This window comes from Patescibacteria group bacterium, assembly GCA_020148045.1.
In the GTDB taxonomy this organism is placed as follows: domain Bacteria; phylum Patescibacteriota; class Minisyncoccia; order Minisyncoccales; family GWA2-38-27; genus JAHCRG01.
Map to the genome: position 1 here is coordinate 71031 of JAHCRG010000017.1, position 23086 is coordinate 94116.

Genomic DNA, 23086 nt, shown 5'->3' on the forward strand with positions numbered 1-23086 from the left:
AACTATCCAACATCTAATATCTAACATTTAATACCCCAAGAGTATAACATATTTATCCACAGTTTATTGCTAACCACTAAATATTCTCTCCTTTATTAAATGAATTTCTTCTTCCAGTTTTTTATTTTTCTCTAATTCTTTCAGGACTTTTTTATACGAGTGAATAGCAGTGGTATGGTCTTTTCCATTAAATTTTCTTCCAATAAAAGGAAAGGAGCTTTTTAATTCTTCTCTTAATAAATACATTGCTATTTGGCGAGGTCTAACGATTTCTTTTTTCCGCGAAGAAGTTAAGAGGTCCTTTTCCTTTAAATCATAAAATTCTGCCACCATTTGAATTATTTTTTTTGGCGTAGTTATTTTGACTGGAGAAGAAAGTAAATTTTTTAGAAGAGTCTTAGCTACTTCAAGGTCAGGTTTTTGATTGTTTAATTTTTGGTAAATAATTAAACGGTTTAAGGCGCCCTCTAATTCCCTAATGTTTTTTTGAATAACAGAAGCAATATATTGATAAACCTCCTCAGAGAAATCTACCTTTTTTTCTTGGGCTTTAGTTTTTAAAATGGCCATCCTTGTTTCAAAATCAGGAATACTAATATCTGCTATCATTCCTCCCTCAAACCTTGACCTTAATCTCTCAGCTAAGGCATGAATAGCTTTTGGGGGACGGTCTGAAGAAAGAACGATTTGCTTATTATTCTCATACAAAACATTAAAAATATGGAAAAATTCTTCTTGGGTTTTTTCTTTTCCAGCTAAAAATTGAATATCGTCAATAATCAAAACATCAATTGCCCTATATTTTGATTTAAACGGTTCTATTTGGTGATTTCTAATTGCTGAGACCACTTCTGAAGTAAATTTTTCAGAGGGAACATATTTTACTTTCTTCTTTTTGAAATTTTTGACAGCTTCATTTCCAATGGCTTGTAAAACATGGGTCTTTCCTAATCCCACCCCTCCATAAACAAAAAGGGGGTTATAAACAAAGCCGGGATTTTTTGAAACTGCAATAGCGGCAGCGTGAGGTAATTCGTTAAAGGGACCGACCACAAAAGAATCAAAAGTATAACGGGGATTAAGATTAGTTTCTTTATTTACTTTAAATTCTTGGAATTCAAGTTGGTCAGTTTCCGGCAAAACCATTGGAATCCTTTTTAGAATTCTTAGCCTGGTTTTACCAACTGTATATTTAACTTCTTTAATTTCCTCATTTAAATTATATAAGATTTTAAGGATGGTTTTATTATATTTATTTTCTAACCATTCTTTAGCAAAAGAATTTGGTACTAAAACAACAACCTCTCCATCTTTCTGAGAAACAATTTCGGTATTTTTAAACCAGGTAGCAAAATTGGCCTGGGAAATATTCAATTGGATTTGGGCAAGTACTGTCTGCCAAAGCTCCTCATTGGTCACATTTCTTAAAACTTGAAACTTGAAACATATTTAAAAAGTTTCAGGTTCCAGGTTCCAGGTTTCATGATTAGTCATTATATCATATGTCAATTCAAAAAGGAAATAAGATAAAAAATTGAGTTTTGTTAATAAGCTGGGGAGAACCTGTGAAATCTCTATAGGTCTGAAATTGACCAAAGATTCTTTTAATATTATACTTAAATATATGTCTATCACTTATCAGCCAAAAAGAAAAAAAAGAAAAAGAACCCATGGTTTCAGGGCGCGGACAAAGACAAAGTCGGGTAGGAGAATATTAAAAAGACGGAGAAAGAAAAAAAGAAAGAAGCTTACTGTGTAAATATGCTACCAGCAAGAAATCGCCTCAAAAAAAAGAAGGATTTTGAAAGAGTTTTTAAAGAAGGGCAAGGTTTTAAACAAGGTTTTTTATATTTAAAAATTAAAAAAAACAATCTTAAATCAAGCCGTTTTGGTTTTATAGTCAGCAAAAAGTTTTCCCCAAAAGCTACAATTAGAAATAAAATAAAAAGAAGATTAAGAGAATTGGTTAAAATAAAATTACCCGAAATTAAAAAAGGAATAGACGGAATAATAATAATTATACCAGGGCTTGAGGCAACAGATTTCCACGAATTAGAAAAGATAGTAAATAAACTTTTTGAGAAAGCGGGACTTTATGAGAATTAAGAAGCAACCCTCCGGGGAGTCTCTCGCTTCGCTCGATCCAAGAGGATGAAGAAAATATTAAAAAACACAGTTTTAAAAATTATTAGATTTTATCAGGTTTTTATTTCACCTAGTTTAGGAAATAATTGTCGGTTTTCCCCAAATTGTTCACAATATTGTTATTTAGTAATTGAAAAATATGGCGTTGGAAGGGGACTATGGCGGGGATTAAAAAGAATATTAAGGTGTCATCCGTGGAATGAAGGGGGAGAGGATTTGCCGTAGATAATTTTCAATTTCTAATTTTAAAATGGAGATATTAATTCAAGCATTTAATACAATTCTATACCAGCCATTATTGAATGTTTTGGTTTTATTATATGAATATTTGCCTGGGCATGATTTTGGGGTGGCGGTAATTGTTTTGACAATTTTAATTAAACTTTTATTTTATCCGTTAGGAATAAAAGCAATTAAATCACAGAAAGCTCTTTCTGGACTTCAACCAAAAGTAAAAGAGATTCAGGAAAAGTATAAAGATAATAAGGGGCAGCAGACCAGAGAAATAATGGCACTTTACAAAAAAGAAAAAATAAATCCTTTTTCTGGCTGTTTGCCCGTTTTGATTCAGCTCCCAGTTTTACTCGCTCTTTACCGGGTATTTTGGCACGGTTTACAACCTGAACAAATGGTTCTTCTTTATAATTTTGTCCCTCTTCCTGGGACAATTGCCCCAACTTTTTTGGGGATTGTAAATCTTGCTCAACCTAATATAATAATGGCATTCTTAGCTGGGATTTTTCAGTTCCTTCAAACGAAACTCAGCATCCCTAAAATTAAATCAAACAAAACTTCTGGTTTTTCCGGGCAAATGCAGAAACAGATGCAATATTTTATGCCTGCCTTTATGGTTTTAATTCTTTTCCGACTTCCCTCAGCTATTGGTCTTTATTGGCTAACAACTACCCTCTTTACAATTGTTCAACAATATGTTATTTTTAGGAAGAAAAATGATTAACCAAAATAACTTACAAGAAATAGAAAAAATAATTCAGGAATTTTTTGAAAAAACAAGCTTTGAAGTAGAAGCTGAGGTTTTGTCTCCTGAAGAAAAGACAGTTCCGGTAAGAATAAGAACCGAGGAGCCGAAGATTTTAATTGGTCAAAATGGCCAAACTTTAGCTGAAATTCAGCACCTTTTAAAAGCGATGTTAAGGCGCAGAATTTCAGAACAGTTTTATCTTGATATTGATATTAATGATTACAAAAAGAAAAAAATTGAGTATTTAAAAGAAACAGCTGGTTTTTTGGCTGATGAAGTTGCCTTAAGTAAAAAAGAAAAAATGCTGGCGCCAATGCCAGCTTACGAAAGAAGAATTATTCATTTAGAATTGGCGGAGAGGAAAGATATTGCCACCGAAAGCATTGGCCAGGAACCTGAGAGAAAAGTAGTAATCCGGCCTTATCCATAAGGAGTTTGTTTCTGTTGATGCATTAATTAAATTTAAAAACAACCCCGTTTAAACGGGGTTGTTTTTGTCTTGGCAATAGATTATTAATTAATAGATTAATATAGTTTTGCTCTTATTGTGACAGCAGCTTCAACATGACTTTTTTTGCAAGGATAAGGTACTCTATGCCAATAACATGTTTGCCAATAAGCAACTTTATTATTATTTAAATCATAATCACCGGGATCAATAAACACTTCGCATTCTTTCTGCGTACAGAGAAGGACAATATAGTTCCCTTTGATTTCAACTGACTGAGGGGTAAAAGCAAACCCGTAAACCTCCAGAAATTTGTCTATTCCTATTACACCAATATCTTTAGTTTGTCCGGGCAGGCCCGTTGTTCCCCAATTAAAATCAGTTTCTTCATATAGAATAGCTTTATCTTCTGGTCCCGGAGCAGAAAAGACAAAAGGACGGATAGAGGATACTATAATTCCTTGCCATTCAAGATCTTGATAATTATATTCATAAGGCCTATCTGTGCCGGGCGCTTGATAAAGAACAGCGCTTTTATCTTTAAAACCTTTATCTTCATAAATAATTGCTCCATAGAATTTCATTTTCCTTGGGTCTTTCGGAGTGCGATCGGGGATAAAATAAATATATTGGATATTGGTTCCCCCCAATGGTCCCCATTTATCAAATTCTTTTCTAATATCACCTGCTCCACCAACATGATAACATTGTTCTTCATAAATCCTTTCTAACAAGGGCTCTAACTGTTCTTTTACTTGTCTTTTTCTTTCTATCGAAGTATCTGGATCTAAAGCTTCATTTTGAAGATCCCATGCAGTATTAACGTCTGCCTGTTCTTTACAAATAAGAACTCCATGCTGCAGAGTAGAAAACGTTGGATACATGGATGGAATATGGAAAATAACTAATTGAGGATTAATACTAACTAAAATTAAATAAGAGCCAAATAAAATTAGTAATCCTAAAAGAGCAGATGCAATTCGTTCTTTAGCGTCTCTTACTTTTTCTACATTGCCAGTTGATGTAAGGTATTGAAAGCCGCCATAAATCAAGACTCCTAAAGCAAGAAATCCACTAGCCCAGATCGCGAAATTAAAAATATACTTAACATAATCAGGAATAGTACTTTTACTTGTTAGACCAGGACCTCCAGGAACATCCGGGTACTCAATTTCTAGTTCTTTTTGAGCAAAGGCAAAACCCGCAGTTAGCAGTAAAGACATTAATAAAAAACAGATTAAGAATTTTCTCATAACTTTGATTTAAAGTTGGAATTCTTTTTCTTTAGTTTCTTTTATATTATCTATAATACTAATTATTTCATCACATTTATTAATGATTTGGGGCCGTAATCCTTGAATAAGGAGAAGTTGGTCATTAATTTCGCCAACAGGACAAGGGTTGCCGCCATCACAGCTTACTGGCTCACAGCCATATTTGTAATCATGACATTTCCCTTTACAACTTGCATTACATTTATTATTTACCCCATATACTCCTTCATCGTATAGACATTTATCTGGAAGCGCGCCTATTTCTGATATAAAAGGCTCTATTTCTTTGATTTTATCAGCTAATTCATTAAGCGTTTGTTTTAAATCCTCTTTATAATCCCTTTCTTCTATTAACCAATCTCTTTGTTCTATTAAATAATTAATTAATTTTTGTTGTTGTTCTCTGCCTACATCGTCTTGTATTCCCGTCAAGAGTTCCTGTTCGGCTGTTATCTTTTGATTATACCAAGAAATTTCTTCGTTTAATATCTTTTCTACACTATCTTTTAGATCTTCAACCTCAGACAGGGCTCTATTTCTATAATAAAGGATTTCATCTTTCCAGGCAATAATTCTTTTTTGATTTTCTTTAATTTCCGGCTCGTCTGGGCAGGGCTGAAACCCAGGCCCAGCATAGCAACCTCTGGGTTGACAGGAACTGCTTGAGCTGCCTCCAGTGCAGAAGCACAAAGGTTGAGTGTTCCCACAGTCGCATTTATTGGTTAATTCTTGTATTCTTTCAGCCATGTTGTTAATTTCATCTGGGATTTTTTTTATTACTTTTGCCATTTCTTTGATTCTTCCCAAAAGATCTGAGGTAGCAAGAGGTGAGATCGGGGTCTGAGGGAGTTGTGCTTCAGGAATTTGCGGAATTCCCGGAAGATAAAAAGAAATTAATTGAGGATTAATTGTAATTAAAATTAGATAAGAAAAGAACAGAATTAAAAGTCCAATAAAAGCAGACTTAATTTGACTTTTCGCTGACTTTATAATTTCTGGTTTTCCAGCCGAAGTAAAATACTGGACTCCTGACCAAAGAAGTACTATAAAAGCAAGCAATCCAGATAAAGCTATGGCAGAATTGAATATATATTTAACATAATCAGGAATAGTCATGGTGTGCAACAGTAAAAATTAAGTTTATGGCGGCAGGTCTTAAGTATTTCAGCTGTTTCTTTATAACCAGCTCTTTCAAGCTCTTCAGCTTTATCTTCTAAGCATGGTTGAAGACAGTTTTTATAGTTTTCATTTCCTTGTTCTAAATAGCAAGCTTCTAGACATTCGCCAAATTCCTTTTGGAAATCTCCTTGTTGTAAACAGCAGTTTTGAATTATTACACCGTCAGGCCCTTCTCCTCTGACAGAGGCCTCGCAACGAAGCAACCCCATTAGTTCTTCAAGCACTTTTTCATCCGAAATATCAGAAGGAATCTCAGAAACACAAGTTTTCATTCTTTGTCTAATGATTATCTCTAAATCTTTGAGAATTTCTGGGATTACGTCTTCAGTAATAGGAACTACGCCAATATCTGCTGGAGTGTCATTATTTCCCTTTCCATTTATTAGATATGTTATTTCTTCTTGAATTGTTTGAATTTCATTAAGTTGGTCACTGATTGCTTTTCTTGGGCAGGGTTCGCCAAAGCACCCTATTTCTACACAATATTCGCAATCATGTCCACAGGAAACACAAACACATCGAGGAGTACAATTTCTGGAACTGCACTGGCTGACTAAAACTTGGAGCTTATCAACTGCATCAATTAATTCTTTGTCCTTTCCAACAAGTATTTCCAGCTTATCTATTAAAAGCTTGGTTGTTCTTTTTGTTCTGTCAATGATTTCTCCAACTGGAATTCCTGTTCTGCAGGACATCGGCTCTTCAGATTCCATTATTTCAGGTATAACTTGTTCTTTTATTTCTTTTAGTTCTTGTTCTGATAAATAATATTCCGCCTCTCCTATAATAGTTCCACTAACTGGACAATAAAATGTTGCCCAATCTTCATCAATTAATATTTGTTCCCATATTTTTGCTTCTCTCAATAGCCACTCTTTTTCTTTAAAATATTTCTTTTTTTCTAAAAAATCAGACCTACCGCTTATCCAGTTATAGCAATCTAATATAAATTGCTCTGCTCGTTCCAATTTAGCTAACTGTTCTTTTAAAAGACGAACTTCTTCTTCTGTTTTCGCTTGTTCAACAACAAGATTATTGATTTCTGTCTGGTTTTTATTCTCAGCATCTTGAATTCTTCCTCTGGCATTTCTACACGGATCAGATGTGCAGTATTCTGGAGGACAGTCATTACAGCCATAGTGGTTACAGGGAGGATCAGGTCGGAGAATTCCGCATTCGCATCTATCTGCTGCATTTTTTAAATCTTTGCTCTGGCTTAAAAGATTGTTAGTAATTTCTCTTGTTGTTTCAACATTGCTTTTAATTCTTGGTATTCTTTTTCTTTGTTCCCAAGGAATTGTTCCCTCAAAGACCCATTTCTCAATTATGGTTCCAAAAGGAATTTCAACATTTATCGAAGTTCGAAGTTCTTTAGTCGGCGGAGAAGGGATAGTTGGCCTATCGATTACTGTAATTGGCTGCAATGCTGGTATTTTTAGATTAATAAACTGGGGGCTAAGGGTTTTTAGAATAAGATAAGAGGATAACAAAATTAAGAGGCCGAAAAAGGCAGCGCTGATTTGGTTTTTAGCCAAAGCCATTCGGTCTGGTTTGCCAGTTGAGATTAAGTAAAGAATCCCGCCGTAAATTAATCCTGCTAAGGCAAGTATCCCTCCGGCCCAAACACATAGATTAACAAGATATTTAGCATAAAGAGAAAGGATGTCTTCTGAAAGGACCGAGGGATCGTTAAGAAAATCTTGGGGCGGGGCAGCACCAGGCACGCGGGGATAAGTTATTTCCAAAGCAAAAACAAAATCTGCTCCCAAAAGTAAAAATAGGAGCAATAAGAAAAATAATAGTTTGAGTTTTTTCTTTGGCATTTTAGTTATTTTTCAATTCAAGATAAACCACTAAAAGCCAGCAAAAAGCTATATCTCCAAACAAAGGAATTAATTCTCCTAAAAAAGCCAGCCCCAATCTTTTAAAAATTTTTCTTCCAGTTGTTTTTATAGTTTTTCCTGCTCTTCGACTTATTGTTATGTGCCCACTACGAAAATACATCCAACCTCCTATAACAATTATACCAATTATATCGGGGATAAAAGAAAGAGCGAGTCCTATTCCGATAAAATCTAAAATAAGTAGGATTAATCCAATTAAATCAAGAGACCCGGCAACCACAAACATGACCAATGCTTCTGGACTAAAAAGAGCTCCCATTCTTTTTATTTCAATGGCTTCTATTTCCTCTTCAGTAGGTTCTTCGGAAGTAGGTTCTTCAGCCATATTTTAAACAAGAAGCTGATCTCCTTTTTAAATCAAGAGCTAAGCTCTCTTTTAGCTTGTTTTATTTTCAAAAGCTCTTCAGGGGCAGTGGTAATTATTTGGTCTTCAGTATAAGAAGCTAATATTTTGATTAAAACATGTTTCGTTCCGGCAAAAAACATCCCTTCTCCGACCGGCGCCTCCAACAACAACATTTTCTCTTCTTCGGTTAGATTAAAGGTTTTCTGAACTACATTAATAGTAGCTGGGCTTTGTTTCATTAAAAGAACCAAAGATGAATTGGTGATAATTGGCTTGCCATATTCTGATTTCATAAAGTCATTAACATCTTGAGTAATAGTAGTTACTCCCAACCAGTATTTTCTGGCTCTTTTTACTGTTCCAAACAAGAAAGAAGCCCCGTCCTCGGTTTTCATTAGCCACCAGGCCTCATCAACAATTAGCAATCGTTTTTTCATTTCCGAAGTAATTGTTTTCCAGATATATCTTAAAATCGTAAAGAGAGCCATAGGTCTCAATTCATCTTCCATATCGCGGATACCGAAAACAACCAATCTATTCTTCATATCTATGTTAGAGGGCTGATTGAAGAATGCAGCATAAACCCCCTTGGTAAATCTTTGGAGCCGTCTAACCAAGGATTCCGCTCCTTCCATTGTTGAGAGCACTGCTTCAAGGTCACTCATTATCGGGAAAGGAAGGCCTTCTTTCCTGCCCCAGAGCTTTGGGTCGGTTTCTGGAGTAATATCTTTTGCCGCATAAGTTTCAGTTAAAGCTCTATCCATAATCCCATCTTCTTCTGGAGTCAAACCGCCGAGCATAATCCTCATTAATCCGACCAGATTGATAATATTTGTTCTTAAAACGTCCTCAGCTTTTTCATCTTCTCTGGGCGTCGGCAGCTCGAAAGGATTAATATGATGGGGAGAAGCTAAGGAAATATTAAAGAAAGACCCGCCAACCGCCTCGGCTAAAAACTTGTACTCGTTCTCCGGGTCTATTATTATCCCGTCCACACCCAACATTAAATACCGTAAGACCTCTAATTTAACTGCGTACGACTTACCGGCTCCGCTTGTAGCGAATATCACTGAGTTCGAATTAGCTAAAGTAAAGCGGTCAAATAAAACCAAAGAGCTATTGTGTTTGTTAATCCCATAAAGGATTCCTTCGTTTGAACTTAAATCAAAAGAGATAAACGGGAAAGTACTTGAAAGAGGGGCAGTGTTCATTAAAGTAGTAACCATTAAGAGGTCCAGATCGTAAGGGGAGGTGCAAACAAATCCTTCTTTTTGTTGATAGAGAGCAGGCTTGATATAAATTAGCCGAGATTCCAGAATTGACCTTAAATTAGTTTCAATGTCTCTTAATTCTTTTTCTGTGTCAGCATAGATAGTAACGTATAAACTGAATCGGAACATTCTCTCCTGGGCAGTTTGGAGCTTGTCTCTTAGGTCTTCCAAATCGTGATAGGCAGTTTCCAGAGTAGGGTCACGGATTAATCCTTTTTCTTCTCTTTCGGCAATTTCCGCCTGAACCTCAGTAACTCTTTTTCTTAATTTTCTTAAAATTCTTTCACTGGCAATTGGATGTAAATGAAAAGAAATGTCCATCGGAACATTCAGATTTATTATTGGGGAAAGCCAGCCGGTACTTAGATATCTGGGAAAAGAAAAAATAAAGTAGCTTTTAGCAAACCGCTCTCCTATTTTAAGATAGTTTTGTTTAATTTCAATAAAAGAAGGGGCAACAATATCAGCGATTCCTATTGGTTCTTCAGCAAAAAATTCTTCTGGAATTTCAGGTTTCTTTTTAAATTTTTCTAAAAAAGGTATTTTCATAATTATTCTACTAATTCTGAAGGAATCTCGGGGTAATAGCCCCGTTCTGCCTCTACTGGGTGATGTAAGCTCCAGAAAAGCTCAGCAAGTTCCAAACTACTTAAAGGGATAGCTTGAAGCCCGCAAGCTCTCAAGCCTAAGACCGCAAACTCTACTCGTTGCAAAAGCTGGGTTTTACATCTTTGGAACATCTCTTCAGTTAAAGTGGGAATTTTGGGTAGCTTTTTTTTCTCACCAATCATCCGGGCTTCCATAATAGAAAAAGGGACTATTACATAAAAAGTTTTTTGCATAATAGACCCTCCTTTCATTATTTGGTCAATGAATTTTCGGTATTCAGTAATTTGGAGTTTAAGCAATTCATTTTCTTCTTTTTTTTCAATATCTCCCAACTTCTCTAAATAGCCGACAATATTAAGACGTCTTGAAAGAACAAGGATTTGGCAGGAGAAATCCAAAGAATTCAAAAAATTCTGGAATTGGTATAGAATAGCGTTTTGTTCATCAGCTGATTTTAAGGCAAAATTTAAAGAAGAGACCATTAAAACTGCTCTCAGTCCTTTATTTTTTAAAATAATGATTCCTTCTCTAACTTGGTCAAATTCTAAAAAATCTTGAGTGGAAAGCATCGTCATTTTAACATTTCAACATTTCATTTTGTTAGTATGTTAAAATGTTAGTATGTTAGGATGTTTATTTTGTTTCTATGCGCGTAAATAGTTCATCTAATCTGCTGCCTTTGGTGACTTTCAATTCTGATTTTTTCTCAATTTCTTCCTCTTTTTTCTCAATTTCTTTTTCCTTTACTTTTTCTTTTCTGAGAAATTTTGGGGGACCAGTTTTTTTCTTCCAGAGATAAATCTTAGGTTTGAAAATAAAAATAAAAAAGTTTTTTATAAAAACAGGCAGAGAGGTCTTCCCAACCTTTAGGAGAGCTAAAGCAAAGGCCCCTCCTAATAAAATTATCGCCGCGATTATAAAAACGGAAAGGGGGAGGACAAAAAAAAGAAAAAGACAAATCCCGCCGGCAACTCCAATAAAAATAAATTGCTTAAAGGTAAAAGGACCGACTATCTTTGCTTCTTTTTCAATAAATTGGGGAACGGTAAATTCCATATTACTCGATGGTTTCTCTATATTTATCTCCTTTTTTAGGTTTTTTCTTGGGTAGCTCAGTTTCCGGAGGCAAAGAAGTTACTTTTGGTTTTACCCCGGGCTTAATTTTTATCTTATAAAGCGCCTCTAGACTTTTTTTGACCGGAAGAAAAACAAACCTTGTGATTTCTGAAGCAATTTGTCCAGCTTTACTTTTTTCTATTTTTAATTCTTTTTCCAAGACATCTGAAAATTCATTTGGCGGCAAAAGACCAAGAAAAACGTAGCCAATATTTTTGGCAATATCAAAAATTAGGTCATCGTCTGTAATTTCATTTTTACTGCAAATCTCCTGGATGTTGGCAGCAACTTCTTTAGAAAAAGCAGCTTTCTGAAGGTCTTTAGGAAGATTTTTATAAAGCTCCCAGAGTTGTTCTTTTGGATAGTCCGGCATTAATTCATTATATCATAAACAAAAAAAGCAACCCAGTGGATAAAAAGTTGCTACAAAAGCGTTGAGAAATGCTCTTGTTTTCTTTCCCTCGCACCTAATTTATTAGGTAGTGATGGGTTATTCGGTTTCTTTAGTTTCTGGAGGAGTAAAGTTTTCTTTTGGGAATTTGGCAAGGGCTTCGAGCATAAAGGCGCGCCAGATGGGACCTGCTAAGACTACCCCTGGTTTTTTACTCATTGGGGTATTATCATTATTTCCAACCCAGACCCCGGCTGCAATGTTCGGAGTATATCCAATAGTCCAGGCATCTCTGTAATTATTTGTTGTCCCAGTTTTAGCCGCTACTTGATAATTTTCAAAATATAAGGCGGAATTAGCTCCAAACATCGGGGTTCTGGCCTCGTTATCTGACAAAATATCATTAAGTAGTCTTACGGGTTCTTGTTCCAAAACTCTTCTTGGAGTTTTTTTATTTTCTTCAATAATATTTCCTTTTGAGTCCTCAATTTTTGAGATGGAAACCGGGGGAAGCTTTAGGCCTTCGGTTGCAAAAACACCATAGCTAGAAACCATCTCAAGTAATCTGATTTCGCCTCCTCCCAGTACAATTGAAGGTCCATAAAAAGAGGGGGGTCTGTTTAAGGTAGTGATGCCACATTTTCCAGCTGTCTCTATACTTTCTAGTAGTCCTGCCAAATTAAGCAGGACTTTGACTGAAGGAACGTTTATAGATTGAGCTAAGGCCTGTCTTAAGGTTACCGGTCCTCTAAACAGGCCGTCATAATTTTTGGGGATGTATTCTTCTTTGCCCCAGATGCCAAAATTAGTTTCTTCATCAATAACAATATATTCATCGTCATAGCCATTTTGGAAGGCAGTTGTATAAACAAAAGGCTTGAAAGCAGAACCGGGCTGACGTCCTATCCTATAAGTAGCTACATTAACATCTGGGTCGAACAAACAATCTACTTCTGGCGTTAAATCACACCCTTCAGGATAGGATTCTCCGAACCAATCAGCTGAGCCAACCATAGCTAAAATTTCTCCGGTTTTTGGGTCAATCGCTACTAAAGAAGCATTATACGCTTTATATCCTTTATTTCTTTCAATACGTTCTTCTATAGCTTTTTCAGCTGCTTTCTGAAGCTCCCAATCCAAAGTAGTATAAACTTTAAAACCTTCTTCTTCTAAAAAGTTTTTGCCATATTTTCCAAAAAGATATTCCTCAACATGGAAAACGAAATGGGGAGCTTTAATTGTTTGTTTAATTTCAGCAAATTTTAATTCTTCTTTTTTAGCTGTCTCAGTCTCCTCCGGGGTTAAATAGTCCTCTTTTGCCATTCGGTTTAAAACATAATCTTTTCTCCCAAGCAGCTCATCTTTGTTGGGCCCAAAGGGAGAAAGATAACTCGGGGTTTTAATTAAAGCAGCCAAAGAGGCAGCTTCAGCCACAGAAATGTCTTTGGTTGATTTGTTAAAATAAGTTTTTGAGGCAGCTTCCACCCCATAGATATTAGGTCCAAGAGGAATCTGATTTAGATACCATTCTAAAATCTGGTCTTTTGAATAACGTCTTTCCATCTCTAAGGTTAAAATAATTTCTCTAACTTTTCTTTTAATAGTTTTTTCTAAGGTTAAAAAAGTAGAACGGATAAGTTGCTGGGAAATTGTGGAGCCGCCATAAGTCGGCTTTCCTATTTTTAAATTAATTTGGACAGCTCGGAGAATCCCTCTAAAATCTATCCCGAAATGAGAATAAAAGTTAGCATCTTCGGTTGCAATTACTGCTTGTTTTAGATGTTCGGGTATTTCGCTTAAAGGAATAATTTCTCTTTTTTCTTCGCCGTATAATTCATAAAGCAAAACTTCCCCGGTTCGGTCATAGATTTTAGTTGATTCAACGAAAGCCCTTTCAGTAAATTTTTCCGGCCGAGGAAGGTCTTTAGCGTAGTAGATAAACAAGAACAAAGAACAAAGAATAAAGAACAAAAAACAAAAACCCAAAACAACAAGAATCCAAAAAGTAATTCTCTTTTTTTTATTCTTTTTATATATTTTGCGATAAAATTTTCTCTCTGCCATTGTTTTTTATATATATTTATTTTAGAATAAATCAATATGAAAAGAAAGAATAAATCTCAAAAAATTAAAGAATTATTAACCAGAGGCGTAGATGAGATTATTAATAAACAGCATCTTGAGAAAAGATTGAAATCCGGCGGAAAACTAAGGGTGAAATTTGGCATTGACCCAACTGGGTCTGAGCTTCATTTAGGCCATTCTGTTCCTTTTCGAAAGTTAAGGCAATTTCAGGACTTAGGCCATAAAGTTATTTTTTTAATCGGAGATTTTACTGCTAAGATTGGTGATCCTTCTAGAAGAATGGAAAGAAGAAAGCCCCTTAGCGAAAAACAAATAAAGAATAACATGAAAGATTATGTTAAGCAAACTTCTAAAGTTTTAGATATTAAAAAAGTAGAGATAAGATACAATAGTGAATGGTACAAAAAAAAGAAAGCAGATTTCTTAATGGATTTAACTTCTCGCTTTACTTATGCTCGAGTTATTGAGAGAGATGATTTTAAACGCAGAATTAAAAAAGATATAGATGTTAGTATATTAGAGCTTATCTATCCCCTTTTGCAAGGTTATGATTCTGTTGAGCTGGAAGCTGATGTTGAAATCGGCGGTCGGGATCAAAAATTTAATCTTCTCATGGGGAGAAAAGTGCAAAAGAGATATGGCCAGTCCCAACAGGATATTATAACTGTTTCCCTTCTCGAGGGAACAGATGGAATTAGAAAAATGAGTAAGAGTTATAGAAATTATATTGGACTAACAGAACCTCCAGAGAAAATGTATGGAAAGATTATGTCAATTCCAGACAGTATAATTTGGAAGTATTTTAATCTGCTTACTGATATTTCTTTGAAAGAAATAAAAGATATGAGAGAAAAAGTAGATGTGAGATTATTATCTTTTAAGGATTTGAAAGCGAAACTAGCCAAAGAGGTTGTTAGTTTCTACCATAGCAAAAAAGCAGCTTTGGCAGCGGCAAAAGAATTTGAGAGAGTTTTTAAAGAAAAAAAATTACCTTCGAAAATCCCAGAAATTAGAATTAAGGGAAAAAAGATTAATATCTTAGATTTATTAGTAAAAACAAAGCTTGCATCTTCAAAATCCGGGGCAAAGAGGTTGATTCTCCAGAAAGGAGTAAAAATAAATAGCAAAGTTCAAAAAGATTGGAAGGCAATTATTGAAATTAAAAAAGGACTAATAGTCCAAGTTGGCAAACGTCGCTTTGCAAAAATAAATTAGCTTAGTTTAATTTTTGATTTGATAGTGTAGCAGAGCGCAATACCTAAAGCATCTGTTGCATCATCTTTTCTTTTGTTTTTATCTTTTGGTTTTTCTTCTAAATTAAGCATGGTTTGGATCATTTTCTGAACCTGTTTTTTTTCCGCTTTTCCATATCCTGTTATTGTCATTTTTACTTGAAGCGGGGTAAATTCATAAACAGGAATCTTCTTTTTAGCAGCAGTTAATAGAATCACTCCTTTTGCCTGGCTAACAGGTATAGCTGTTTTAAGATTTTTAAAAAAATAAAGATTTTCTACTGCTAAAATTTTTGGCTGATGTTTTTTTATTAATTTATTCAGTTCATTGCTTATTATTTTTAAACGGTCGCCCGGACATAAATCAGGAGTAGTTAATATGCAGCCGTAATCAATAACTTCAGCTTTTTTATTTTTTATTTTTTTAATAACGCCAAATCCCGTTGTTGCGGTTCCGGGATCAATGCCTAATATAATCATAGTTTTAGGTTTGAGTAGATATCTTGAACCGCGTCATTTTCATCAAGCGCTTCGAAGAGTTTTTGACAGGCCTGTTTTTCTTTTTCTTCAACTTCAATCATTTCTTTAGCAACCCAGTCCAAAGAAGCAGAATCAATTTTAATTTCTTTTTCTTCTAAATTCTTTTTCACTTTTTCTAATTCTTCTGGTTTAGTATAAACATCTAAAATATCATCATGCCAATAGATATCCTCGGCTCCAGCTTCAATAGCCGTTAGTTCTAAATCTTCTTTATCTATTGTTTTTTCTTCATTGTTCACTATTATCGCTCCTTTTCTTTCAAACAGCCATTTCACTGAACCTCCTCCAGCAAGTTTTCCATTATGTTGAGTTAAGATTTGCCTGATTTCTCCCAAAGTCCTGTTTTTATTATCAGTAATCCCTTCAACAATAATAGCAATCCCTCCTGGCCCATATGCCTCAAAAACAACCTGCTCTAATTGTTCCTTACCGATGGCGCCTACGCCTCTTTGGGTAGCTCTTTCTATATTATCTTTTGGCATATTAGCCTTCTTTGCTTGCTCAATCGCTAACCGTAATTTAGGATTAACGCCTGGATCACTGCCCCCCTCTTTAACCGCAATCGAAATCAGCCGAGAGATTTTAGAGAAAACCTGTCCTCGTTTTTTATCAGAAATTTCTTTTTTGTATTTTATACTCGAATAATGGCTATGCCCGCTCATATTCTTACTATACTTTATTGACTAAGTTTTGTAAAATTGATATAAAATAGTATGAAGATAAATAAAAATTACACAATTTTAGCGCTTTCTGCAATAGTTTTTTTATTTATTTTGGGATGGGTGAATTATCAGCCCTGGCCTACTTTTGAACCTTTCACAGCATCTTTGATTACAGCTGATTCAGAAAGCCCTGAAATCCCCGAAACTCCTGAAATCCCTGGAACCTTTAAGGGTTTAGTTCAGGAGAAAATTGAGCAAGGGAAAGAGTTTTTGTACAGAATGGAACATCCAGAAGAGCACGGGTTTTATAAAAAATACGATGCTATAAATGATACTTTTGAAGAGAGACTGCATACTGTTTATTCTGCTTCCATTATTTATACTTTTTTGTATATTTATGATTATGACCGGGACGAGGAGATTTTAAAACATTTGTCTGATTGGGGGGATTTTCTTCTTTCTATGCAGGATAAAGACAAAAGCAGCAGAAGATACGGCGCATTTTCTTATTCATATTTTTTAAACAGCAAGGAAAAAGAAAAGAAATATGTTGTCGGAACCAGCGCTTTAAGCATATTTACCTTATTAAGATTATATGAAATAACGGGTCAAGATAAATATTTAGAATCAGCAAAATTAGCCGGCGATTGGTTAATTACAATGCAAAGGGAGGACGGGGTGGTAAAACCTTATACAAGATATTCAGATGGAAGATGGGTTTTTGGCAAAAAAGAATCATTACTTTACAATGGCCAGTGTCTTTCCGCCCTTTCTAAACTTTACGCTGTTACAAAAATTCAGAAATATTATAACGCAGCTGAAAAGATTGCTAAGCATTTTACCCAAAAATATGAAGATGCTGGGAGAAAATATATTGTTGGAGAATACAGGACAAAAAATCCAATATCAAATTCCTGGGTAGTAATGTCATTAATGGATTTTTATCGGGTGAGCGAAAATGACTATTATAAAGATATAGTTTTTGAGTTAAGCAGCCAAGTTGTTTCGCATCAGGTGGAAGACGGCAGGATAGACGGCGCTTATTCAACAAGTGGAAACGGCTGGATAAGCGAGGTAATGACAGATACATACAGATTTTGTCTTGAGCAGGAAAGAAGCGATTGCGAGAAGTACAAAGAAACAGTTGTAAATATAATCAGATGGCTGATTCAATATACTTATTCAAAAGAAAACAGCTCTTTCTTAAAGAATCCAGAAAGAGCCATTGGTGGCGTCTATTGGAATGAAGAAAATAAATATGTCAGAACTGACTCGGTTTGTCACGCCATAAACGGTTATACTAGGATAATGAATTTTTTACAATCAGAATAGCTATTCCTGAAAATATAGCAACGACAAAAGCAATCAATAACGTAGAGAACCCAGAAGATTCAGTTATTGTGCTAACAGCAGCAGTTCCTTTTTCAGTAAGAAAATTAGCTTCCAGAGATCCGTTCTCTGATTTTTTTTCTTTGGATTTTTGTTTAGGAGTTTGAGGGGTAGGCACAATATTTTTTGCTCCCGGAGTTAAAGTTGTACTCCAAGCCCAGCCTGATTGAGTTCTATTATAGGATTGTCCCAGAGAAGCTTTTCCAGAAGTTATTGAATCCACGATTTCTCCATTAGGATTAAAAAGATTTAATCCATCGCCAGTATTATTTAGAGTAATTTTAGTTTCCGGCCTTAGAAGAACCAAATATCCATTAGCAGGAATTTTAGTATTTAAAGTATAAGTTTTAGTTTTTCCTTGAATATCCTGAATTGTCCAATTAGACAAATCAACTTCAAAATCATTTTGATTATATAATTCAATCCATTCGTTTTCTGCATCCGGTCCTTCAGGCGAAGGAAGAATTTCGCTAAAAACAACACCAGCAGGATAACTCACAGGGGTAGCCAGTGGAGGACTGTCCTCCGCTGGCTCAGTTTTTTCTTCTTCAGTTGCCGGAGGCCCGACCCCGGGCAGTTTTTCTGGAGGCGTGCTGTTTTCACTTTTCGGAGTTCCTTCAGGATTCTGGCTGGTTTGCCAACCAGAATCAGTTTTTTCCATTGTTTGTTTGGTTTCATTATTGCCAGCAAGCCAGCCATCACTACAGTTGACTTCATTAATTATATTTCCAGAATTGTCGTAAAGTTTTAAATTTTCACCGCTGTTTCCTAAAGCTCCTGTATAGATTAAGTCAGCTGGGATTTCAGGAACCGTATTATCATCAGTTCTTTCTAATAAAAAAAAGCCCTTTGCAGGGATTATCCCAGACAAATTAATTTTAGGACTTCCGTCATCAGCTTTTAAAACCCATCCATCTAAATTTATATCACTCCCATTATTATATAGCTCAATCCATTCGTCATTGTATGAAACCCCTGTCCCCATCCAGGCAATTTCGTTGATAACAACGTTCAAAGAAACCCCTTGGACAGCAAGGGGTTGGAATAAAAAGAAAATAAAAACTAAGCAGAGAAATACCGACATTATAATAATTTTTGAGAACCTTTGTATTTTATCCCCAAATGTTTATAAGCGGATTTGGTAACGGTTCGGCCGCGGGGGGTTCTTTCAATAAAACCGAGCTGCATTAAGTAGGGTTCATAAATATCTAAAATTGTATCTTCTTCTTCTGAAGTAGCTGCAGATAATGTCTGAAGACCAACAGGGCCTCCTTCAAATTTTTTAATAATTACTTCCAAAATCTTTCTATCTCCTGATTCAAGACCAAGTTCATCAATCTCTAAAAACTCTAGGGCCTTTTTAGTAATATCTTCTGTAACTACTCCCTTTCCTTCAACCTGGGCAAAGTCCCTGACTCTTTTGAGAAGCCGATTAGCTACTCTTGGAGTAAACCGGGAACACTGGGTAATAATTTTAACTGCGTCTGGCTCTATTTCTATTCCTAAGAGATTGCTTGACCTTTGAATAATCTTTTCAATATCTTCTTTTTTATAAAAATTAAGCTGGAAAGTTGCTCCAAAGCGATTTCTTAAAGGGGCAGACAACAAAGCCAGGCGGGTAGTAGCTCCAATTAGAGTAAAACGAGGTAGTTTTAATTCCATGGTCCTGGCCATTGGCCCTTTACCTAAGATAAGATTCAGTTTGTATTCTTCCAGAGCGGGATAAATAAACTCTCCAATTAATTTATTCATTCTGTGTATTTCATCGCAAAATAAAACATCTCCTTCGTTTAAATTAGTTAGAATTGCAGCTAAGTCTCCGACTTTTTCAATAACAGGACCTGCAATTACCCGGATTTTTGTTCCCAGTTCTTTGGCAATAATATGTGATATAGTGGTTTTACCAAGTCCGCTTCCACCATAAAAAAGCAGGTGTTCTATTGGTTCACCTCTTTTTTTGGCTGCTTCAATAATTATTTGGATGTTCTTTTTTACTTTTTCCTGGCCAATATAACTTTCCCAAGTTTTCGGTCTTAAAGTTAAATCAAGAGTTTTGTCCTCTTCAGTTAGTTTTAGCGAAAAAGGCCTTGAAGGGCTTGACAAATTTTCCATAAAGTATTAGAATAATAGATTAAAAGATTAAAAATAGGTCTAGGGCTGGGGGGTGGAATTTTCTGCAGGTGGGTAATCTGGCGAGAGCGAGATTATACCTCGGGAAAATTCTGAGCTTTTGTTCCTAAAACTAAGTTTACCCCCAGCCTTAGGCCTATTTTTTCTTGCTCTCGCGCCTAATTTATTAGATAGTGGTGGGTTACTCGGTGGTAACTCTCTCCACTTCTTCAATAGTAGTGATTCCTTCCAAAATTTTTAAAAATCCATCCTGGCGCATTAGGGCCATCCCTTTTTTTATTGCCAATTCTCTCATAGCAACAATAGAAGGAGAGGTTAATATAAACTTTTCCATTTCATCATTAACTAAAAAAAACTCAAAAATGCCAATTCTTCCTCGATAACCGGTGGAATTACACTCCTCACAGCCTCTGGTTTTAGGAATTTTTAATTCTGGTGTTAATTTCGGAATTTTAATCTCTGAAGGAAGATTTTTTAGGGCTTTTTTTATTCTGGCTAATTCTTCTGGCGAGACCTTTTTGAATTCCATACATTTTTTACAAACCTTTCTTATCAATCTTTGGGCAATTGCCATATTTATTGCTGGGGCAATATTGACTGGTTTTTCTCCTATGGCTTGAAGCCGGGCTATGGTGCCGGCAGCATCATTAGTATGTAAAGTGGTTAAGACCAAATGCCCGGTTAAAGCAGCCTGAAGGGCAATTTTAGCGGTTTCCAAATCTCTAATTTCTCCTACTAAAATCACATCGGGGTCTTGTCTCATTATTGACCTGAGGCCATTGGCAAAATCATAGCCCTTTTTGGGGTCAACCTGGGTTTGAGAAATTCCTTCTAAATGGTATTCAATCGGGTCTTCAATAGTAATGATTTTAACTTCGGGCTTGTTGAGTTTTTTTAAAACAGCATAGAGGGTAGTTGTTTTGCCCGAGCCAGTGGGGCCGGTAACAATAATCATTCCATTGGGTTTTTTAACTTCTTTATTAAATACTTCTGTTAAATCCCCTCTTAGGCCAAGCGCTTCCACATCAATTAAACTTTTCGGATTTAAAATTCTAAGAACGATTGATTCTCCGTATTCAGCAGGAAGAGCCGAGGCCCTGATTTCAATTGGGTTTCCCTCCATTAAAATAGAAAAACGGCCGTCTTGGGGCCGGTCGGTCACATTTAATTTGAGTCTGGAGAGAAGTTTTATGCGAGAAACAAGAACTCGATATATTTTTAACTCAAGAAACATAATATCTTGCAAAATCCCATCAACTCTAATTCTGAATTTTGTTTGAGTTTCTTCAGGCTCAATATGGATATCAGAAGAATTTAAATTTATTGCTCCAGCTAAAATAATTTCTAAAAATTCAGTCACGCTTTTTTTCAGGGATGCCTCAATTTTTTCTTTGAAAGCAGGGATATTCTTAACTTTTTTCTGAATGTCTTTGATTATAGCCTGAGGGATTTCAACTTCCCCGGTTATTTTTTTTGCCTGCTCCATGTTATGATATATTAACATGAAAAAAGAAAATATTACAAGTGGTCCCATCCAAACAAAGAAATTAGGTGAGAAATTTGCTAAAGAGATTTTGAAAAAGAAGTCAAAAAAGAAAGCTTTTGTTGTTGGCTTGGAAGGGGAGCTGGGAGGAGGAAAGACAACTTTTTTACAGGGACTTGCTAAAGGTTTAGGTATTAAAGAAAAGATTCTTAGCCCAACATTTGTAATAATGAAAAAAATTAACGGTTTTTATCACATTGATTGCTATCGGGTTGAGAGACCAAAAGAGCTACTTGTTTTAGGGTTTAAAGAAATTATTTCCAATCCCAAAAACATCATTGTCATAGAATGGGCAGACCGCATTAGAAAAATTATGCCAAAAGATACTCTTTGGATTAAATTTGATTTTATAGACAGGAGGAAGAGAAAAATCACGTTTAGAAACTTTCAACTTTGTGATACAATTAAAAAATGACCGAGGATAAAAAGAGGTTAATTGTTATTGACGGAAATGCGGTGATTCATCGGGCATTCCATGCTCTGCCGCCTTTAACTACTAAAAAAGGAGAACTGGTCAATGCTATTTATGGATTTTTATTGGTTTTCTTTAAAGCAATTAAAGAATTTCAACCAGATTTTGTTGCAGCTACTTTTGATTTCCCTGGCCCTACTTTCCGTCATAAGAAATACAAACTTTACAAAGCTACTCGGGAAAAAGCGCCGGAAGAACTTTATGAGCAGATTCCAAAAGTAAAAGAGATCTTAAAGAACTTCAATGTTCAGATTTTTGAAGAACAAGGCTTTGAAGCAGATGATCTTATAGGAACTATTTCCAAAAAAGCTCCTAAAAAACAGATTTTACCTGAAATTGAAACAATTATTTTAACCGGGGACTTAGATGCTTTGCAATTAGTTGACAAGAATACCAAAGTTTATACTTTAAGAAAAGGGGTTAAAGATACTGTTTTGTATGATGAAGAAAAAGTCAAAGAAAGATACCAAGGATTAACTCCAGACCAACTGACTGATTTTAAGGCCTTGCGAGGGGACCCTTCAGATAATATTCCAGGTGTTTTAGGGGTTGGAGAAAAAACAGCAATTACTTTAATTAAAGAATTTGGAACTTTGGAAAACCTTTATGAAGAATTAAAGAAGAACAGCGAGAAAGCCAAGGAAATAAAGCAATCTTTAAGAAAAAAACTTTTAGATTGTAAGGAACAGGCCTTTGTTTCAAAAATGTTAGCTGAAATAAAATCTAATGTGCCAATTGAATTTAATTTAGAAAAATGTCGTTGGGAGGGTTATAATAGAGATAAGATAATTGAGATCTTTAGAGATTACGAGTTTAAAACCCTTATCGAACGATTACCAGGAAAGAATAGTTTAAGTTTGTTGTAAAAGCCATTTCAACATTTAAGCATTTTAACATTTTAGCACATGTTTAAATGTTCGTATGTTTATATGTTTGAGTGTTTATGTTTTGGAAGAAAGAAAATAAGAAAAAAGAATCTTTCGGGGATGTTAAAGATATTAAAGATATCAGAGAGGTCGGAGGTGATACAATAATCACTAATTATCTTACTGATGGGCTTTTGGTTTTTGATAGAAACAGCAGACTCTCTTTAGTTAATCCCCAGGCCGAAAGACTTTTTGAGGTTAGAAAAGAAAAAATATTAAGGAGGTCAATTTTAGAATTAAATCGTTTCCCAAGTTTTAAACCCCTTGTGTCCCTTTTAGGAGGAGAGATAAGAGAGTTTTTTAGAAAAGAACTTCAAATTAGAGTAAATTTTATTTTAGAGATAACCACTGTGCCGGTGATAGTCAAGGAAAAGAAAGTTGGCACTTTAGTTATTTTACATAATGTTACTCGAGAAAAATTAGTAGATAGAATGAAAAGTGA

At 35.2% G+C, this 23086-nt stretch carries 25 protein-coding genes; 10 read left to right on the forward strand and 15 right to left on the reverse strand.

From position 1 onward, the window contains the following. Positions 1-69: 69 nt before the first annotated feature. On the reverse strand, positions 70-1419 hold the full coding sequence (dnaA, locus tag KJA13_03960; GenBank protein MBZ9578147.1) for a chromosomal replication initiator protein DnaA: 1350 nt from the start codon (positions 1417-1419) through the stop codon (positions 70-72). Positions 1420-1624: 205 nt separating this feature from the next. Here dnaA and rpmH point away from each other — a divergent pair, with 205 nt between their 5' ends. The 5 genes from rpmH to KJA13_03985 are packed head-to-tail and all read left to right on the forward strand — an operon-like array spanning position 1625 to position 3557. Continuing rightward, the gene (gene rpmH, locus KJA13_03965; GenBank protein MBZ9578148.1) at positions 1625-1759 is read left to right on the forward strand and encodes a 50S ribosomal protein L34; all 135 of its coding nucleotides are present in this window, start codon (positions 1625-1627) and stop codon (positions 1757-1759) included. Positions 1760-1761: 2 nt separating this feature from the next. Then, a complete protein-coding gene (rnpA, locus tag KJA13_03970) occupies positions 1762-2106 on the forward strand; it encodes a ribonuclease P protein component (GenBank protein MBZ9578149.1) in 345 nt (114 codons plus the stop codon). Positions 2107-2151: 45 nt separating this feature from the next. Beyond that, positions 2152-2370: a membrane protein insertion efficiency factor YidD gene (gene yidD / locus KJA13_03975; GenBank protein ID MBZ9578150.1), complete on the forward strand. Its 219-nt coding sequence runs from the start codon at positions 2152-2154 to the stop codon at positions 2368-2370. Positions 2371-2395: 25 nt separating this feature from the next. Beyond that, the gene (locus KJA13_03980) at positions 2396-3103 is read left to right on the forward strand and encodes a membrane protein insertase YidC (GenBank protein ID MBZ9578151.1); all 708 of its coding nucleotides are present in this window, start codon (positions 2396-2398) and stop codon (positions 3101-3103) included. Continuing rightward, positions 3096-3557, forward strand: a complete 462-nt coding sequence (locus KJA13_03985; GenBank protein MBZ9578152.1) for a KH domain-containing protein — start codon at positions 3096-3098, stop codon at positions 3555-3557. The genes KJA13_03980 and KJA13_03985 overlap by 8 nt, the downstream gene beginning before the upstream one ends. Positions 3558-3652: 95 nt before the next feature. Here the strand turns inward: KJA13_03985 and KJA13_03990 are convergent, their stop codons facing one another. The 9 genes from KJA13_03990 to KJA13_04030 all read right to left on the reverse strand — a co-directional run bounded on the left by KJA13_03990 (position 3653) and on the right by KJA13_04030 (position 13729). Then, on the reverse strand, positions 3653-4798 hold the full coding sequence (locus KJA13_03990) for a hypothetical protein (protein ID MBZ9578153.1): 1146 nt from the start codon (positions 4796-4798) through the stop codon (positions 3653-3655). Positions 4799-4837: 39 nt separating this feature from the next. Continuing rightward, entirely contained in the window at positions 4838-5965 is a 1128-nt protein-coding gene (locus KJA13_03995) for a hypothetical protein (protein ID MBZ9578154.1), read from the reverse strand. After that, positions 5962-7851, reverse strand: a complete 1890-nt coding sequence (locus KJA13_04000; GenBank protein ID MBZ9578155.1) for a hypothetical protein — start codon at positions 7849-7851, stop codon at positions 5962-5964. The genes KJA13_03995 and KJA13_04000 overlap by 4 nt, the downstream gene beginning before the upstream one ends. 1 nt (position 7852) lies before the next feature. Next, positions 7853-8257: a hypothetical protein gene (locus tag KJA13_04005; protein ID MBZ9578156.1), complete on the reverse strand. Its 405-nt coding sequence runs from the start codon at positions 8255-8257 to the stop codon at positions 7853-7855. Positions 8258-8289: 32 nt separating this feature from the next. Continuing rightward, positions 8290-10098, reverse strand: coding sequence for a DUF87 domain-containing protein (locus KJA13_04010; protein ID MBZ9578157.1), 1809 nt, complete (start codon positions 10096-10098; stop codon positions 8290-8292). A gap of 2 nt (positions 10099-10100) precedes the next feature. Continuing rightward, positions 10101-10727 carry a hypothetical protein gene (locus KJA13_04015; GenBank protein ID MBZ9578158.1) on the reverse strand — a complete coding sequence of 209 codons (627 nt, stop codon included), beginning with the start codon at positions 10725-10727 and terminating at the stop codon, positions 10101-10103. 64 nt (positions 10728-10791) lie between these two features. Further along, complete coding sequence (locus KJA13_04020) at positions 10792-11214, reverse strand: PrgI family protein (protein ID MBZ9578159.1); 423 nt, start codon at positions 11212-11214, stop codon at positions 10792-10794. Position 11215: 1 nt separating this feature from the next. Continuing rightward, positions 11216-11647, reverse strand: coding sequence for a hypothetical protein (locus KJA13_04025; protein ID MBZ9578160.1), 432 nt, complete (start codon positions 11645-11647; stop codon positions 11216-11218). 117 nt (positions 11648-11764) lie between these two features. Further along, positions 11765-13729 (reverse strand): PBP1A family penicillin-binding protein, encoded by a 1965-nt coding sequence (locus KJA13_04030; protein ID MBZ9578161.1) that lies wholly within the window; start codon positions 13727-13729, stop codon positions 11765-11767. A gap of 36 nt (positions 13730-13765) precedes the next feature. On the opposite strand from KJA13_04030, the gene KJA13_04035 reads away from it, so the two are divergent. Then, positions 13766-14965 carry a tyrosine--tRNA ligase gene (locus KJA13_04035; GenBank protein ID MBZ9578162.1) on the forward strand — a complete coding sequence of 400 codons (1200 nt, stop codon included), beginning with the start codon at positions 13766-13768 and terminating at the stop codon, positions 14963-14965. Here the strand turns inward: KJA13_04035 and ruvC are convergent. Together ruvC and KJA13_04045 are read right to left on the reverse strand one after the other, a co-directional pair. Next, positions 14962-15462, reverse strand: coding sequence for a crossover junction endodeoxyribonuclease RuvC (ruvC, locus tag KJA13_04040; protein MBZ9578163.1), 501 nt, complete (start codon positions 15460-15462; stop codon positions 14962-14964). The two genes, KJA13_04035 and ruvC, sit on opposite strands and share 4 nt — an antisense overlap. Continuing rightward, positions 15459-16184, reverse strand: a complete 726-nt coding sequence (locus KJA13_04045; protein ID MBZ9578164.1) for a YebC/PmpR family DNA-binding transcriptional regulator — start codon at positions 16182-16184, stop codon at positions 15459-15461. Before KJA13_04045 ends, ruvC begins: the two co-directional genes overlap by 4 nt. A gap of 51 nt (positions 16185-16235) precedes the next feature. On the opposite strand from KJA13_04045, the gene KJA13_04050 reads away from it, so the two are divergent. Continuing rightward, positions 16236-17516 (forward strand): glycoside hydrolase family 88 protein, encoded by a 1281-nt coding sequence (locus KJA13_04050; GenBank protein ID MBZ9578165.1) that lies wholly within the window; start codon positions 16236-16238, stop codon positions 17514-17516. Here the strand turns inward: KJA13_04050 and KJA13_04055 are convergent. The 3 genes from KJA13_04055 to KJA13_04065 all read right to left on the reverse strand — a co-directional run bounded on the left by KJA13_04055 (position 17485) and on the right by KJA13_04065 (position 21189). After that, positions 17485-18657 carry a lamin tail domain-containing protein gene (locus KJA13_04055; protein MBZ9578166.1) on the reverse strand — a complete coding sequence of 391 codons (1173 nt, stop codon included), beginning with the start codon at positions 18655-18657 and terminating at the stop codon, positions 17485-17487. The two genes, KJA13_04050 and KJA13_04055, sit on opposite strands and share 32 nt — an antisense overlap. After that, positions 18657-19685 (reverse strand): Holliday junction branch migration DNA helicase RuvB, encoded by a 1029-nt coding sequence (ruvB, locus tag KJA13_04060; GenBank protein ID MBZ9578167.1) that lies wholly within the window; start codon positions 19683-19685, stop codon positions 18657-18659. Before ruvB ends, KJA13_04055 begins: the two co-directional genes overlap by 1 nt. Before the next feature lie 199 nt (positions 19686-19884). Then, positions 19885-21189 (reverse strand): type II/IV secretion system protein, encoded by a 1305-nt coding sequence (locus KJA13_04065; protein MBZ9578168.1) that lies wholly within the window; start codon positions 21187-21189, stop codon positions 19885-19887. A 16-nt stretch (positions 21190-21205) separates the two neighbouring features. Here KJA13_04065 and tsaE point away from each other — a divergent pair, with 16 nt between their 5' ends. The 3 genes from tsaE to KJA13_04080 form a co-directional block, all read left to right on the forward strand. Then, positions 21206-21661, forward strand: coding sequence for a tRNA (adenosine(37)-N6)-threonylcarbamoyltransferase complex ATPase subunit type 1 TsaE (gene tsaE, locus KJA13_04070; GenBank protein ID MBZ9578169.1), 456 nt, complete (start codon positions 21206-21208; stop codon positions 21659-21661). Then, positions 21658-22584: a hypothetical protein gene (locus tag KJA13_04075; protein ID MBZ9578170.1), complete on the forward strand. Its 927-nt coding sequence runs from the start codon at positions 21658-21660 to the stop codon at positions 22582-22584. The genes tsaE and KJA13_04075 overlap by 4 nt, the downstream gene beginning before the upstream one ends. 77 nt (positions 22585-22661) lie before the next feature. Beyond that, the coding region (locus KJA13_04080) for a PAS domain-containing protein (protein ID MBZ9578171.1) at positions 22662-23086 on the forward strand (425 nt) is incomplete at its 3' end.

Excerpts from the sequence above, each read along its gene's own strand:
- rpmH (MBZ9578148.1), top strand. The coding sequence starts at position 1,625 with ATGTCTATCACTTATCAGCCAAAAAGAAAAAAAAGAAAAAGAACCCAT.
- rnpA (MBZ9578149.1), top strand. The coding sequence starts at position 1,762 with ATGCTACCAGCAAGAAATCGCCTCAAAAAAAAGAAGGATTTTGAAAGA.
- yidD (MBZ9578150.1), top strand. The coding sequence starts at position 2,152 with ATGAAGAAAATATTAAAAAACACAGTTTTAAAAATTATTAGATTTTAT.
- KJA13_03980 (MBZ9578151.1), top strand. The coding sequence starts at position 2,396 with ATGGAGATATTAATTCAAGCATTTAATACAATTCTATACCAGCCATTA.
- KJA13_03985 (MBZ9578152.1), top strand. The coding sequence starts at position 3,096 with ATGATTAACCAAAATAACTTACAAGAAATAGAAAAAATAATTCAGGAA.
- KJA13_03990 (MBZ9578153.1), bottom strand. The coding sequence starts at position 4,798 with ATGTCTTTACTGCTAACTGCGGGTTTTGCCTTTGCTCAAAAAGAACTA.
- KJA13_03995 (MBZ9578154.1), bottom strand. The coding sequence starts at position 5,965 with ATGACTATTCCTGATTATGTTAAATATATATTCAATTCTGCCATAGCT.
- KJA13_04000 (MBZ9578155.1), bottom strand. The coding sequence starts at position 7,851 with ATGCCAAAGAAAAAACTCAAACTATTATTTTTCTTATTGCTCCTATTT.
- KJA13_04005 (MBZ9578156.1), bottom strand. The coding sequence starts at position 8,257 with ATGGCTGAAGAACCTACTTCCGAAGAACCTACTGAAGAGGAAATAGAA.
- KJA13_04010 (MBZ9578157.1), bottom strand. The coding sequence starts at position 10,098 with ATGAAAATACCTTTTTTAGAAAAATTTAAAAAGAAACCTGAAATTCCA.
- KJA13_04015 (MBZ9578158.1), bottom strand. The coding sequence starts at position 10,727 with ATGCTTTCCACTCAAGATTTTTTAGAATTTGACCAAGTTAGAGAAGGA.
- KJA13_04020 (MBZ9578159.1), bottom strand. The coding sequence starts at position 11,214 with ATGGAATTTACCGTTCCCCAATTTATTGAAAAAGAAGCAAAGATAGTC.
- KJA13_04025 (MBZ9578160.1), bottom strand. The coding sequence starts at position 11,647 with ATGCCGGACTATCCAAAAGAACAACTCTGGGAGCTTTATAAAAATCTT.
- KJA13_04030 (MBZ9578161.1), bottom strand. The coding sequence starts at position 13,729 with ATGGCAGAGAGAAAATTTTATCGCAAAATATATAAAAAGAATAAAAAA.
- KJA13_04035 (MBZ9578162.1), top strand. The coding sequence starts at position 13,766 with ATGAAAAGAAAGAATAAATCTCAAAAAATTAAAGAATTATTAACCAGA.
- ruvC (MBZ9578163.1), bottom strand. The coding sequence starts at position 15,462 with ATGATTATATTAGGCATTGATCCCGGAACCGCAACAACGGGATTTGGC.
- KJA13_04045 (MBZ9578164.1), bottom strand. The coding sequence starts at position 16,184 with ATGAGCGGGCATAGCCATTATTCGAGTATAAAATACAAAAAAGAAATT.
- KJA13_04050 (MBZ9578165.1), top strand. The coding sequence starts at position 16,236 with ATGAAGATAAATAAAAATTACACAATTTTAGCGCTTTCTGCAATAGTT.
- KJA13_04055 (MBZ9578166.1), bottom strand. The coding sequence starts at position 18,657 with ATGTCGGTATTTCTCTGCTTAGTTTTTATTTTCTTTTTATTCCAACCC.
- ruvB (MBZ9578167.1), bottom strand. The coding sequence starts at position 19,685 with ATGGAAAATTTGTCAAGCCCTTCAAGGCCTTTTTCGCTAAAACTAACT.
- KJA13_04065 (MBZ9578168.1), bottom strand. The coding sequence starts at position 21,189 with ATGGAGCAGGCAAAAAAAATAACCGGGGAAGTTGAAATCCCTCAGGCT.
- tsaE (MBZ9578169.1), top strand. The coding sequence starts at position 21,206 with ATGAAAAAAGAAAATATTACAAGTGGTCCCATCCAAACAAAGAAATTA.
- KJA13_04075 (MBZ9578170.1), top strand. The coding sequence starts at position 21,658 with ATGACCGAGGATAAAAAGAGGTTAATTGTTATTGACGGAAATGCGGTG.